Origin of the sequence: Caballeronia sp. GAFFF1 (assembly GCF_023630705.1) — a bacterium.
Classification (GTDB): domain Bacteria; phylum Pseudomonadota; class Gammaproteobacteria; order Burkholderiales; family Burkholderiaceae; genus Caballeronia.
Map to the genome: position 1 here is coordinate 83,953 of NZ_JALQEM010000019.1, position 12,701 is coordinate 96,653.

The following is a 12,701-nucleotide window of genomic DNA, read 5'->3' on the forward strand; positions in this document are numbered from 1 at the left end:
TCAGCCGGTCTGATTGGCCGGAGCCACTTCCCGCTTCTCCTGAACGTCCGCCTGCGTTTCAGCAACGACGTCACGCAGAGCGGCGACGTCGTGCGAGACTGCCGTCTCGCCGGTCGCCTCGTAGAAGTTCGCCGTGGCCAGCAGTCGATAATCGTTAGCGAATCGCTTCTGGATCAAATCCACGAGGTAAGGGTCGCGGAAGCTCTCCGGCGACGGATATTGACCGCACACCGCCTTGAAGCCGACGAAGGCCTCCCCGGGGACGTCGAACACGTCTTCGCCAATATTGAGTTCCGAATGCGTCGCGTGCGGCGCGAACTTCCGTAGCTCGATCGACCGAAGCAGAGGATGCGTCTTCCATTGCTCTTCGAGTCGGCGCATCTCGAGGACGACGGTGGGTTCCTCGTCGCCCAGGAACGACGACTGGCTGCGCCAGTGCATATCCAGTTGTTCGTCCGGAAAGGACGCAAGGTGTACCACGAACTCGCGGAAAGTGATGGAAGTGCGCCAATCCGGACGTTGGCGCTTTCTCTGCGCACGCCATATGTAGTCGAGCAGTTCATGAACGAACAACTCTTCCGCCAATATGTCCGTCAATTTATTCAGATACGCAGAAACCGCGCGCTCGAAAGGATCGCGCAACACTGCAATGCACGGCCAGTCTTGCGCGCCCTCTTGTGCTGCCTCGAAGCGCGCACCGAACTGATGCGGATGCGCCCCATTAATGACGGAATGTCCGAGGCTGTTAATAACCGTCGAACATGCGTTCTTAGGGATGCGGATGAACCTGAGCTTGTGCTCGGGGAAGTACAGAATAGTCATTGCCGGTAGCCATCGCGTTTCACTAATGCGAGTCTACATAATCGATGGCTATCCTGCTTTGTCAGATATTACGAAAGGACCCATGCGCTTGGTCCAACCGTCGCGGATGCCGCGGGCGGACATCCGCACGTGCGCAGCCCCATTCGGAATAAAACACGCATAAATCAGCAATCTGAAGGGAAGTTTGACTGCTTCGGTCGTCTTCCACGTCAGAGGCACGTCGCCGCGACGAAGCAGATAAACTGCGTTGCGAAATAAATAGTAATGGCGAAGCGCAGAATGCATGGGATAGTTTCGCCCAAGAACACGAACCGGCGCTTCCCCCAACTCGTGAACCATTCTCACCCAAGGCAACCCCAATAATCTGTAACCGCGCGTGCGGGCGCGCATGCACCACTCCGTGTCCACGAAATCGATAAAAAGACCGTCGTCCATTGGACCAATCTCATCCCACAGCTTCAGATTAATGCACGATCCGGAGCTTATTAGAAAATCGACATCGACTGGCGAATTACCGGTCGGCGCTACGCGCTGTAGCCTGAAATAGCCGAAGCGAACGAACGGCGCAACACCGCGCAGACGTGGATCTTCGTAGGCAGGGCCGACCAGCGCCACCTTGGCGTCGAGATCACGCGATGCATTCAGCGCGCGGTACAACTCTTCAATCAGTGACTGGGTGACAGAACTGTCCTGGTCAAACAGAATGGCCGCGTCGTGACCACGCATCCGCAATTCCGCGACGCCCTGATTGATCGCCGTCGCGATTCCGACGTTCGCTTTGTTGGCCACATAGACGACGCCGGAATGCAGCTTGGCCGCGACGTCGCCGCTCACGTCAGACACGGGCGTGTTGTCGACGACGATGCACTCGCACCATTGGGCGATAGCGTTTGCGCGTGCGATGCACTCTGAATCGGGGTGGTAAAAGACGACGACCGCGCCGCAGTGGGCGATCATCGCTGGCTCATGCAGAGCGCGAGCGCCTCCCGCCAGTCCTGCGGCACGGTGCCGAAGGTCGCGCGCAGCTTCGAGGTGTCGAGCCGGGAGTTAGCAGGACGCACGGCGCGAGCGGGATATTCCGCGCTCGTGATCGGGCGCACGCGCGCCTTATCGAGATTGGCCAGATCGAAGATCGCCTGCGCAAAGCCGAACCAGGACGTCTCGCCTGCGGCAGCGAAGTGGTATAAGCCGGTGTGATCGTCGCCCCAATCAGGACGCGACAGCGCCTGAGCCAACACCTGACTCGTCATTGCAGCAATCGCGGACGCGCATGTCGGCGCACCGATCTGATCGGATACGATCGAAAGCTCCTCACGTTCGGTCGCGAGCCGCAGCATCGTTGTGAGGAAGTTCTGGCCGCGATTGCTGTACACCCAGCTCGTACGAAAGATCAGATGGCGACACCCGCTCGCCGCGACTGCCTGCTCCCCTTCCAGCTTGGTGCGTCCGTAGACGTTCTGCGGATTGGGCTCATCCTCTTCCGTATAGGCGCCTGCCTTCCGGCCGTCGAACACATAATCGGTCGAAAACTGAACCAGCAGCGCGCCGAGATTTTTCGCCTCTTCGGCCATTACGGCCGGCGCGTGCGCGTTGACGTCGGCCGCCGTCGCGGTTTCCAGTTCCGCTTTGTCGACGGCTGTGTACGCTGCCGGATTCACGATCACCGCCGGGCGAAACTCGCTCACCACTTGGCGAATGCTGTCAGGGTCGGACAGATCCATTACCGATCGATCGGCAGCGACGATTCGCCCCAATCCTTGCAGCGAACGCAGCAGTTCGAAACCGAGCTGTCCGCGCACGCCAGTCACCAGAATTACTCTATCCGAAGACGCCATTCTCTCAATCCCACGATCGAATCTTTCACGATTCGCATTTACTTGGACACGCGGTGGCAAGAAGCCACAGCCGACGTTGCGCTCTCTACCTTAAAGCGGTGACACCACGAAAGGCGGCATCTCTCCGCCTTGGCGCGCCAGCTTGAGGAAGAGGTCAGCCGTTTCCAACGCCTCGCGGATGGTCACGTCCATGTCGAGGTAACGGTAAGTGCCGAGCCGCCCGATGAAAGTGACGTTCTTCTCTGAAGCGGCCGCCTCGACGTATTGACCCAGGATCTTCTGCTCTTCGACAAGACGAATCGGATAGTACGGAGTCTCATCCGGCTGGCAGAGGCTGCTGTATTCCTTGAACGCGATTGTCTTGTCGTGCTGTTCCCAAGGAGCGAAGTGCTTGTGCTCCGAGATTCGAGTGTAAGGCACGCTCTCTTCCGGGTAGCTCATCACAGCACAGCCTTGATAGTCGCCTACATCGCGAATCGGTTCGAACTTCAGCGTGCGATAGCCCAGCCGCCCGAACTTGTGTTCGAACCAGCTATCCAGTGGGCCGCTGAAGAAAACGTGGTCACTGGCTGCTGCATCGCTGCGGGAGAATCGGGTGTTCAGTTGAACGGTGATATTGTCGTGCTTCAGAATGCCTTCGACGATGTACGTATAACCGTTCTTCGGAATGCCCTGATACTTGTGATTGAAGTAGTTGTCGTCGTAATTGAAGCGCACCGGCAGCCGCTTGAGCACCGATGCGGGCAGTTCGCTCGGCGGCAGGCCCCATTGCTTGATAGGGTAGCCGCGGAAGAAGGCGTGATAGAGCTCTTCGCCAAGAAACTTGAGCGCCTGTTGCTCGAAGCTGACCGCCACGTCGATCGACTTGTCCGCTTTCTCGGCAATGAACGCTTCAGCTTCGCGAGGACTCAGCGTCTTGGAGAAGAATTGGTTGATCGTGTGAAGGTTGATCGGCAGTCCATATACGGCGCCTCCCGTCGTCGCCTTCACCCGCGTGATGTAGGGCATCATCTCATCGTACCGCTGGATGTAGGCCCACACACGTTCGTTGTCGGTGTGAAAAATGTGCGGCCCATGCACGTGAACGTTCACGCCAGTTTCTTCGTCTCGCTCAGTATGGCAGTTGCCCGCAACGTGATCGCGCGATTCGAGCACGGTCACGCGGAAACCCTGCTCCGCCAGTTCCCGCGCTATTACGGCACCCGAGAAGCCCGCACCTACAATCAAAATATTCCGTGTCATTTCTCGACTCCTGCGATCACAAGCGCTTCTCGAGCGCGACGGCCGTATTCCACAAACGGCGCCGCATGAATCCGGGCATGGAGCGCCAGATTCGCGATGCCATCCAGCGAGTCGCCGTGGACTTCCTCGCGGAAGTCGACGTTTTCGGGCCAGCATTAACCATGCGCGCCAATACGCGTTCGTACCAGGGCGTCAGGCGAAGGTAATACCAGTAGTAATGCGCGAAGAAGGAATCGAAGTTATCCCACGGCTTCTGTCCGCCCGCGTAGTGAATGATAGAGGGCGCCTGAATGGAGCGTTCGTACTCTCGATTCAGGGCATCCGGCAATACACCGCCGAGTTCGGCCGGCAGGCTGACGCAGTTCCAGTTGGGACTCAGGTACTTCACGTCACGCGCAAGATGTTTGTTGAGCACGTCCTGATCCAGAAACCAGTAACGCCGGTTGCGAAGATCCGCGATCATCTTCTCGCTCATGTTAAGAGCGCGCAGCTTTTCAAGGTCGAACAGGATGACGCCCGCCTGAAAGTAGCTGCCGTGATCATCGCCAAGGCCGAGATAGTCCGACAAATATTTCATGCTCGGCTTCCCGCCGAGCGTGGCGATGGAAGGCACGCCCTGAACGACGAACGCCCGCATGATGAGGTCGCGTACCGCCGCGATCGATTTCCCTTCGAGATTCGTATCGAACACCTTGCTCACGTCGTCGAGCACTACGACATCGGTATCGAGGAAGAGCAGTCGCGGCCGGTCCAGCACGATGTCCGGCAGTGCGAGGCGGTAGAACGTGGCGCGCGTAAAGTACATGTGCGCTTCGATGTCGAGAAACTGCATCGACATATCGATGAACGAAATCCGCGCGTGCGGGTGCAACCGCTCCAGCATGCGCAGGCCCTGCCGGTCATCGTCAGTGATACCGCCGTCAAGAATAAGAAAATCGATGAACCGGGAACGGCTCGCATTCGAAAAGACGGACGCAATGAGTGCCGCCATATGCGACACGTAATTGTGGTCGGTCGCCGCGACGATCGACACGAGCGGCAAATCGGACTGCGGTACTGGAGGACAGAGCGCGTATGGCTTCGTGTCACGCACGAACACGCGACGCAAGTACCGCACTTTCAGCGTCGGACGAGTGCGAAGGACATGAGTGGCGAACACGCCCATCATGCGTTCCGCAATGTAGCCTATTGCGCGGCACTCTGACGCGTCATAGCCGGTCGTATCGATTTTGCCTTCCAGTTCCGAGAGAATCTTGAAGAGCCACTGCGAATACTCTTCGAAGATCTCACGCCTGAAGATGAACATGTTGGTGAAGAATCCGGCTTCTGAATTCATCACCGACTTGAAGTCCGGATAAAACTCCGGACAGGTCGCGTTAATGATCTCGCCCGCGCGCTCGAGGTCTTCGATATGGTGCGCCGGCGCCGATTTGTAATGCTCGTAAATGGTCTTGCTGCCCGACGGCGAAACGTTCCAGGGTTCCGGCAAAATCATGTCGTAACCTTCGACGCATTCGCGGATCGCATCATCATTCAGACCATAGCGATCGAGCATCTCCTTCGTGAATCGCTCTTCCACCACGACGCCCGCTGCATCCACGATGCGATTCTTCAGTTCGGGGTAAAAATCGAACAGACGGCGGTAGTGCATGAATCCGACGTAGTCGGATGTCTTGTCGTTCTTCCAGACCCAATACTGCCCGGTCAGTTCGCAATACGCCGGGTTCTTCGCCGACATATTGTCGCCCGCGTCATCGCCCAGCATGGGCAAACGGTGCTTCGCTATGGCGCGCCCCGTCTGAATGGGCACGAGGGATTCAGTCTCCAGCAGATGTGCCGAATTGAAATAATTGATGTAGATCGAGATTTTCATTATTGCTTCAGAAGAACGTCGGCACTGACTGCCGTGCCGCCGGCACCGCAGGATCTAGTTATTAGGTTCAGCGACTCTGCAAGACCTGGGTCTGGTTTCTTGCCCATTCCAGCGTTCGGCCAATGCCCTCCGTAATGGAGATCTTCGGAGACCATTCCAGGCGCTGCCTGGCTTTCGAGATATCCAGGACATTGATAGGCTGGTCGACCTTGCGCGATGGCGTGTAGTTGACCTGGAAGTCAAGACCACACTCGTTCTTCAGCAGATCGACGATTTGCGTGAGACTTAGACCAACGCCCGAACCGATATTGAAAACGTCGTTGCGGGCTTCGCTCGTGGCGGCTATTCCGATTGCCCGGATGACATCGGCGATATACACGTAGTCCCGCACCACGGAACCGTCACCCCAAATCTCCAGCGGGGCGTTCGAAAGTATCTTGCCGATGAAATTCGCAATCACGCCCTGGTTCGCGTGCAGGCGCTGTCCGACGCCATAGGGATTCGCAAGCCGAATGACGTTGTATTCGAGGTCGTGGAGCTTTTGATACAGCGAGAGGTAATGCTCGACGGCCTTTTTGACGATACCGTAAGAGCACGACGGCGCGCCGTGCATGTCCTCTGTGATCGGGATCGAGTGCGGGCCGCCGTAGACTGTTCCGCCCGAGGAAAGGTACACAATGCGCCGCACGCCGGAATGGCGCATGGCTTCGAGCAACTGAATGGTTCCGAGCAGGTTCGTCTCGATGTCGAACGTTACTTTGTCATTCGAGTTCGCCGGGCCGACACTCGATGCCAGATGGAAACAGACATCGACATCGACGAGGGAGTTCTGCATCACGACGGGATCGAAATACTTGCCGTAAATCGTCGTGACTTTCTCGGGTGGAAGCGGAATACAGGGCACCGCGCCCTCGATGTCGACGATCTTGACGTGCCAGCCCTCGGAGACCAGGTAGTTAGCCAGATGAGAGCCGATGAAGCCGAATCCGCCCGTAATGAGTGCGTTCATCTCAAGTTCCGTTTGCGCGCCTTATGGTCTGCCGCCTCGGCACGCTGTCAAAGTTCACTGCTCCCTGTTCTTATCGAAGACCACGGCCCGCGTCGAAAATACGGCGGGTGGTTCCGCATGCCGCTTCTACGCGCGGTCGGTGAGCATGGTAAATGCCTCAGGCAAGCAGATCAGTCAAAGACTTCGGAATCCAGGAACGCTTTGCCGGCTGCATCCTTGGCCGCGAGCATCGGTTCAAAGTCAATGGGCCACTCAATGCCGATCGTTTCGTCGTCCCAGCGAATGCAGCGCTCGTGCTCTGGATACCAGAAATCCGTTGTCTTGTAGAGAAATTCCGCAGCCTCCGTGAGTACGACGAACCCATGCGCGAAGCCAGGGGGAACCCACAATTGGCGATGATTCTCGGCGCTGAGTCGGACTCCTGTCCATTTCCCAAAGCCAGGCGAACTGCGGCGGATGTCGACCGCAACGTCGAACACCTCTCCTTCCACTACACGAACCAGTTTGCCTTGGGGATGCTTTATCTGAAAGTGCATGCCACGCAAGACTCCACGCGCCGACCGCGAATGATTGTCCTGCACGAACGTCACGCCCGGCTGCACGTGCTCCGCGAACTCGCGCGCATTGAAGCTCTCGTAGAAGAAGCCGCGTGCATCGCCAAACACTGCCGGTTCGACGATTTTGACATCCGGCAGCGACGTGGCGCTTACTGTGATGGTCATGCGACTTTGTCGGTGGAGAGGTTTCGAAGGTATTGACCGTAGGCGTTCTTCGCCAGCGGGGCCGCTAACGCAAGTAACTGCTCGGTGGTGATCCAGTTGGATCGATAAGCGATCTCTTCAGGACAGGCTACGACGAGTCCTTGACGCTTTTGCAAGGTCGCGATGAAGGTCGCTGCTTCGATCAGTGAATCATGCGTGCCTGTATCTAGCCACGCATAGCCACGTCCCATGATCTCGACGTCCAGTTTCTGCTCTTCCAGATAGCGCAGATTCACGTCTGTGATTTCGAGCTCGCCCCGCGGCGAAGGCTTGATATCCGACGCAATGCTGCACACCTTGTTGTCGTAGAAATACAAACCCGTTACCGCGTAATTCGAGCGCGGCTTCGCCGGTTTCTCTTCGATGGAAAGCGCGCGAAACTGCTCGTCGAATTCCACGACGCCGTAGCGTTCCGGATCGTGCACGTGATAGGCAAATACCGTTGCACCGTCGGCGCGAGCATCGGCGCTTGCGAGCTGCTTCGCCAGATCGTGACCGTAGAAGATGTTGTCGCCCAGAATGAGCGCGGAAGGATCGTTGCCCACGAACTCCTTGCCGATGATAAAGGCCTGCGCCAGCCCGTCAGGCGAAGGCTGCACGGCATACTGAATGTTCATGCCCCACTGGCTGCCGTCGCCCAGCATCGACTCGAAGCGGGGCGTATCCTGCGGCGTCGAGATGACCAGCACGTCGCGAATGCCTGCGATCATCAGCGTCGACAGCGGGTAATAAATCATCGGCTTGTCGTACACGGGCAGCAGTTGCTTGGAAACCGCATGCGTGATCGGATAGAGCCGCGTGCCGGAACCGCCGGCGAGAATAATGCCTTTGCGCGCCATACCCTGCTCCTTATGCCCGCTGCGCGTAATTCGTCTCGACCCACTTCCGGTATTCACCGGAAGCGACTTCGTCGGCCCACGCCTGGTTGTCGAGGTACCACTGAACGGTTTTCGCGAGTCCGGTTTCGAACGTTTCTGCCGGCTTCCAGCCGAGTTCGCGTTCGAGCTTGCGCGCGTCGATCGCGTAGCGGCGGTCGTGGCCAGGACGATCGGTCACGTAAGCGATCTGGTCGCGATATGAGCCACTTGTTTTGGGTTTCTTCTGGTCGAGCAGATCGCAAAGAGTGTGCACGACTTCGAGATTCTTCTTCTCGTTCCAGCCGCCGACGTTATACGTCTCGCCAGGCTTGCCGTTGGCCAGCACTTCGCGGATGGCCGAGCAGTGGTCGCCGACGTAGAGCCAGTCGCGTACGTTCTGACCGTCGCCGTACACCGGCAGCGGCTTGCCCGCGAGCGCATTCGCGATCATCAGCGGGATCAGCTTTTCCGGGAACTGGTACGGGCCGTAGTTGTTCGAGCAATTGGTCGTGAGAACGGGCAGACCGTAAGTGTGGTGATAGGCACGCACCAGATGGTCCGAGCCGGCTTTGGTCGCGGAATACGGACTGTTCGGCGCGTATGGCGTGGTTTCGGAGAACTGCGGATCCGTTGCGGACAGCGAACCGAAGACTTCGTCCGTCGAAACGTGCAAGAAGCGGAACGCCTTCCTCTCCGCTTCCGGGAGCGCGTTCCAATACATGCGCGCAGCTTCGAGGAGCGTGAAGGTACCGACCACGTTCGTCTGCACGAAATCCGCCGGCCCGTGGATGGAACGATCCACATGACTTTCGGCCGCAAAGTGGAGGATGGCGCGCGGCTTGTGCTTCGCGAGCAGTTCGTTCATTGCGGCCCGGTCGCAGATGTCGGCACGCACGAACACGTGACGGGCGTCGTCTTTCAGCGATTTCAACGTGCCGAGATTCCCGGCGTACGTCAACTTGTCGACGTTGAGCACACGTTCATCAGAGCCTTTGAGCCAATCCAGGACAAAATTGGCGCCGATAAAACCGGCGCCGCCCGTCGTAAGAATCATAAATACCCTTTGGCTGCTTTCAGTTCGTTCGACTGACAGCACACGCGAATGTGTGAAAAAAATGCGCGCGAAACGCAAACGCGACGCGCCTAACCGGCATATGTGACCGACTCACAACGCAAGGCAGGCGTCTGGCAAGCCGCCATTATAAGGCCAGCGAATGCAAAAACTACATGGCTAACAACTTGATACAGCTAGGATTCGCCCCGCGAACAGGAGGAAAGACCGGTGCGGCGACAGCGTTCAACGCTCGCTTCATAATGTCGAAGACTTCAAGCACATAGAGTGTTTATGCACGTCGCTTCATGCAACGCGACCATACCGATGACCGACACACCGACACCGCCCGCGACTGATCGCCTCCCGCATCCCGCCCCCCTCGTCTTCGGCGACCTCCAAGGCTGCTGCGACCCGTTCCAGCGCCTTCTGAAGAAAGCCGCGCCCGAACCGAACACGCCGCTCTGGTTCGCGGGCGACCTCATCAACCGCGGCCCGAAGTCGCTAGAGACGCTGCGCGAAGTGATCGCGCTGGGTTCGCGCGCGACCGTCGTGCTCGGCAATCACGATCTGAACTTGCTGTCCGTCGCGGCAGGCTTGCGCAAGCCGAAGAAAGGCGACACGCTCGACGACATTCTCGCCGCGCCGGATTGCGCCGACTTGATCGAATGGGTGCGGCACAAGCCGGTCGCGCATTTCGAAGACGGCGCGCTGATGGTTCACGCGGGCGTGTTGCCGCAGTGGGATGTCACGATGACGCTCGAACTGGCGCACGAACTCGAAGCCGCACTGCGCGCGCCGGACTGGAAAGAAACGCTGTCACAGTTGTACGGCAACGAGCCGCATCGATGGGAAGATTCGCTGACGGGCATGGACCGGCTGCGCGTGATCTACAACGCGCTCACACGCATTCGCTTCTGCACCGCGGAAGGGGCGATGGAATTCGCCGGGAACGGAGGCCCTGACACCGCGCCGCCCGGCTACATGCCTTGGTTCGACGTGCCGGGCCGCCGCACGCAAGACGTGACCATCGTCTTCGGACACTGGGCCGCGCTCGGCCTCATGATCCGCGACGACGTTCTTTGCCTCGATTCGGGCTGCGTGTGGGGCAACAAGCTCTCGGCGGTGCGGCTGACGAAAGAACCCGCGCAGCGCGTCGTCACGCAGGTGAGTTGCGCGATGAAGAAGTGATCGGCGTGGCCAGCGGCGCTTCCATGACGACGGCCGGCGCGCCCCGCATCCGCTCCAGCGCCGCCTGCACCGCCGCTTGCGCTTCGCTTGCCAGCAGCCGCCGGTCGGCGCCCGGAGCGAGCGCATCGCACACGTAGAGATGCGCGGTGATCGGCCCGCCGCGCAGCAAAGCATCCAGCGAATCGCTGAGCGACATATCGCCGATATACGCGGGCGCGGTCGACTGCATTCCGCGCGCATCCTCGTACATCAGGCAGATCGGCTGCACCGGACGCGACGCCGACACCGCCGCCTGAAACATATTCGCGTGGAACGGGAGCAGCGAAACGCCGTCGCTCGTCGTGCCTTCGGGGAAAACGCACATGATCTCGCCCGCGACGAGCCGGTCCGCCAGTTCATGCATGATGCGCTTCGCGTCGCTGCGCTTCTCGCGCTGCACGAACACGGTGCCGAGTTGTTGCGCGAGCCAGCCGACCACCGGCCACTGGCGGATCTCGGCTTTCGATACGAACGGCGTCGGCCGCCACGCGTTGATCACGTAAATATCGATCCACGACACGTGATTGCCGACGACGAGCACGCCCGCATCGAGCCGCGCCTCGTCGTTATGCACGACGAGCTTCATGCCCGCGAGCCGCAGCATCTTGAGCGACCACGCGCGGTTCATCGCCATGCGTTCGCTTGCGGTCGCGCCGGGAAAGCGCCGCGCCACGATCCATGCGCCGCGCAGCAAATGAGCAGCGAGGCGCAGCTTGCGCAACATCAACTTCATGAATCAGCGGCTTTCGTAAGCGAGGTGCCCGCCGACGATCGTCGCGCGCACGCGAGCCGGCAGCTCGTAGCCCAGGAACGGCGAGTTGCGGCCCTGGCTCTTCAGCTTGCGCGGATCGACGCGCCACGAGGCATCCGCATCGAAGACGCAAATGTCCGCGAGCGCGCCCACGGCGATACGCCCCGCCGGCAGCTTCAGCACATCGGCCGGCGCGGACGTGATGCGCGCGAGCGCCTTCGCGAGCGGCATGTTCGCTTCGCGCGCCCACTTCACCGTCAGCGAGAGCAGCAGTTCCAGACCGGTCGCGCCCGGCGTCGCTTCGGCGAACGGCAGGAGCTTCTCGTCATCATCGAGCGGCGTGTGGTCCGAGCAGATCGCGTCGATCGTGCCGTCGTCCAGACCCGAGCGAATCGCTTCGCGGTCGCGTTGCTGGCGCAGCGGCGGATCGAGGCGGAATTGCGAATCGAAATAGCCGATGTCCACATCGGTCAAATGGACGTGGTTGATCGTCACGTCGCACGTAACGGCGAGGCCTTCGGCTTTGGCCGCGCGCACGAGCGCCACGCCCGCCGCCGACGACACATGCGACAGATGCACGCGCGCGCCGGTCACGCGCATCAGTTCGAAAATGGTATGCAGCGCGATGGTTTCCGCCGACACCGGCACGCCCGACAGGCCGAGGCGCGACGCCACCGCGCCGCTCGCCGCCACGCCGCCCTTCGCCATGAAGGCGTCCTGTGGGCGCAGCCACACGGTATAGCCGTAAGTCGTCGCGTATTGCAGCGCGCGCAGCAGCGTGCGGGTATCGACAATCGGGTTATCCGCCTGCGAGAAGCCGATGCAGCCGGCCTCCGTCAGTTCCACCATCTCGGTGATGCTCTCGCCCTTCAGCCCGACCGTCAGCGCGCCGAGCGGATACACATGCGCCTGATGCAGTTTTTGCGCGCGAAACTTGAGCATTTCGACGAGGCCCGGCTCGTCGAGCGTCGGATCGGTGTCGGGCGGGCAAACGAGGCTCGTCACGCCGCCCGCCATCGCGGCGGCCATTTCGGATTCGAGCGTCGCTTTGTGCTCGAAGCCCGGCTCGCGCAGACGCGCCGACAGGTCGACGAAGCCCGGCGCGATATGCAAGCCGTTCGCGTCAATGATCTTGGCCGCGCTGAAATCGGCGGGCGCCTCGCCGATCGCGACGATGCGTCCGGCCGCGACGAATACGTCGTTACGCGTTTCGGTGCCTGCGGCCGGATCGATGATGGTGCCGCCTTGAATCTGGATCTTCATGTCGTTC

The 12,701-nt window shown here is 59.8% G+C and carries 12 protein-coding genes; 1 reads left to right on the top strand and 11 read right to left on the bottom strand.

Features of this window, described 5'->3' with window-relative positions:
• The 9 genes from NCR37_RS10260 to rfbB all read right to left on the bottom strand — a co-directional run bounded on the left by NCR37_RS10260 (position 1) and on the right by rfbB (position 9,453).
• Positions 1-822 carry a sulfotransferase family 2 domain-containing protein gene (locus NCR37_RS10260; protein ID WP_250472901.1) on the bottom strand — a complete coding sequence of 274 codons (822 nt, stop codon included), beginning with the start codon at positions 820-822 and terminating at the stop codon, positions 1-3.
• A gap of 48 nt (positions 823-870) precedes the next feature.
• On the bottom strand, positions 871-1,779 hold the full coding sequence (locus tag NCR37_RS10265) for a glycosyltransferase family 2 protein (RefSeq protein WP_250472902.1): 909 nt from the start codon (positions 1,777-1,779) through the stop codon (positions 871-873).
• Positions 1,776-2,657: a dTDP-4-dehydrorhamnose reductase gene (rfbD, locus tag NCR37_RS10270; protein WP_250472903.1), complete on the bottom strand. Its 882-nt coding sequence runs from the start codon at positions 2,655-2,657 to the stop codon at positions 1,776-1,778. Before rfbD ends, NCR37_RS10265 begins: the two co-directional genes overlap by 4 nt.
• A 90-nt stretch (positions 2,658-2,747) precedes the next feature.
• Entirely contained in the window at positions 2,748-3,899 is a 1,152-nt protein-coding gene (gene glf / locus NCR37_RS10275; protein ID WP_250472904.1) for a UDP-galactopyranose mutase, read from the bottom strand.
• A 16-nt stretch (positions 3,900-3,915) separates the two neighbouring features.
• Complete coding sequence (locus NCR37_RS10280) at positions 3,916-5,772, bottom strand: DUF4422 domain-containing protein (protein ID WP_250472905.1); 1,857 nt, start codon at positions 5,770-5,772, stop codon at positions 3,916-3,918.
• Between the two features lie 67 nt (positions 5,773-5,839).
• Positions 5,840-6,781, bottom strand: a complete 942-nt coding sequence (locus NCR37_RS10285; protein ID WP_250472906.1) for an NAD-dependent epimerase/dehydratase family protein — start codon at positions 6,779-6,781, stop codon at positions 5,840-5,842.
• Positions 6,782-6,951: 170 nt separating this feature from the next.
• On the bottom strand, positions 6,952-7,503 hold the full coding sequence (rfbC, locus tag NCR37_RS10290; protein WP_250472907.1) for a dTDP-4-dehydrorhamnose 3,5-epimerase: 552 nt from the start codon (positions 7,501-7,503) through the stop codon (positions 6,952-6,954).
• Positions 7,500-8,381 (bottom strand): glucose-1-phosphate thymidylyltransferase RfbA, encoded by an 882-nt coding sequence (gene rfbA / locus NCR37_RS10295; protein WP_250472908.1) that lies wholly within the window; start codon positions 8,379-8,381, stop codon positions 7,500-7,502. Before rfbA ends, rfbC begins: the two co-directional genes overlap by 4 nt.
• A 10-nt stretch (positions 8,382-8,391) precedes the next feature.
• The gene (gene rfbB, locus NCR37_RS10300) at positions 8,392-9,453 is read right to left on the bottom strand and encodes a dTDP-glucose 4,6-dehydratase (RefSeq protein ID WP_250472909.1); all 1,062 of its coding nucleotides are present in this window, start codon (positions 9,451-9,453) and stop codon (positions 8,392-8,394) included.
• Positions 9,454-9,777: 324 nt separating this feature from the next.
• Between rfbB and NCR37_RS10305 the strand changes: the two genes are divergently transcribed.
• Positions 9,778-10,641 carry a symmetrical bis(5'-nucleosyl)-tetraphosphatase gene (locus NCR37_RS10305; RefSeq protein ID WP_250472910.1) on the top strand — a complete coding sequence of 288 codons (864 nt, stop codon included), beginning with the start codon at positions 9,778-9,780 and terminating at the stop codon, positions 10,639-10,641.
• On the opposite strand, the gene NCR37_RS10310 is transcribed toward NCR37_RS10305, so the two are convergent.
• Both NCR37_RS10310 and NCR37_RS10315 read right to left on the bottom strand, forming a co-directional pair.
• Positions 10,610-11,413, bottom strand: a complete 804-nt coding sequence (locus NCR37_RS10310) for a lysophospholipid acyltransferase family protein (RefSeq protein ID WP_250472911.1) — start codon at positions 11,411-11,413, stop codon at positions 10,610-10,612. The genes NCR37_RS10305 and NCR37_RS10310 overlap by 32 nt on opposite strands.
• Positions 11,414-11,416: 3 nt before the next feature.
• Positions 11,417-12,694: a dihydroorotase gene (locus tag NCR37_RS10315; protein WP_250472912.1), complete on the bottom strand. Its 1,278-nt coding sequence runs from the start codon at positions 12,692-12,694 to the stop codon at positions 11,417-11,419.
• Between the last annotated feature and the right edge of the window lie 7 nt (positions 12,695-12,701).

What these genes read in the sequence shown, in the direction of transcription:
- rfbA (WP_250472908.1), bottom strand. Translation starts at nt 8,381, where the DNA reads ATGGCGCGCAAAGGCATTATTCTCGCCGGCGGTTCCGGCACGCGGCTC.
- NCR37_RS10265 (WP_250472902.1), bottom strand. Translation starts at nt 1,779, where the DNA reads ATGATCGCCCACTGCGGCGCGGTCGTCGTCTTTTACCACCCCGATTCA.
- NCR37_RS10310 (WP_250472911.1), bottom strand. Translation starts at nt 11,413, where the DNA reads ATGAAGTTGATGTTGCGCAAGCTGCGCCTCGCTGCTCATTTGCTGCGC.
- NCR37_RS10285 (WP_250472906.1), bottom strand. Translation starts at nt 6,781, where the DNA reads ATGAACGCACTCATTACGGGCGGATTCGGCTTCATCGGCTCTCATCTG.
- NCR37_RS10305 (WP_250472910.1), top strand. Translation starts at nt 9,778, where the DNA reads ATGACCGACACACCGACACCGCCCGCGACTGATCGCCTCCCGCATCCC.
- rfbC (WP_250472907.1), bottom strand. Translation starts at nt 7,503, where the DNA reads ATGACCATCACAGTAAGCGCCACGTCGCTGCCGGATGTCAAAATCGTC.
- NCR37_RS10260 (WP_250472901.1), bottom strand. Translation starts at nt 822, where the DNA reads ATGACTATTCTGTACTTCCCCGAGCACAAGCTCAGGTTCATCCGCATC.
- rfbD (WP_250472903.1), bottom strand. Translation starts at nt 2,657, where the DNA reads ATGGCGTCTTCGGATAGAGTAATTCTGGTGACTGGCGTGCGCGGACAG.
- rfbB (WP_250472909.1), bottom strand. Translation starts at nt 9,453, where the DNA reads ATGATTCTTACGACGGGCGGCGCCGGTTTTATCGGCGCCAATTTTGTC.
- glf (WP_250472904.1), bottom strand. Translation starts at nt 3,899, where the DNA reads ATGACACGGAATATTTTGATTGTAGGTGCGGGCTTCTCGGGTGCCGTA.
- NCR37_RS10280 (WP_250472905.1), bottom strand. Translation starts at nt 5,772, where the DNA reads ATGAAAATCTCGATCTACATCAATTATTTCAATTCGGCACATCTGCTG.
- NCR37_RS10315 (WP_250472912.1), bottom strand. Translation starts at nt 12,694, where the DNA reads ATGAAGATCCAGATTCAAGGCGGCACCATCATCGATCCGGCCGCAGGC.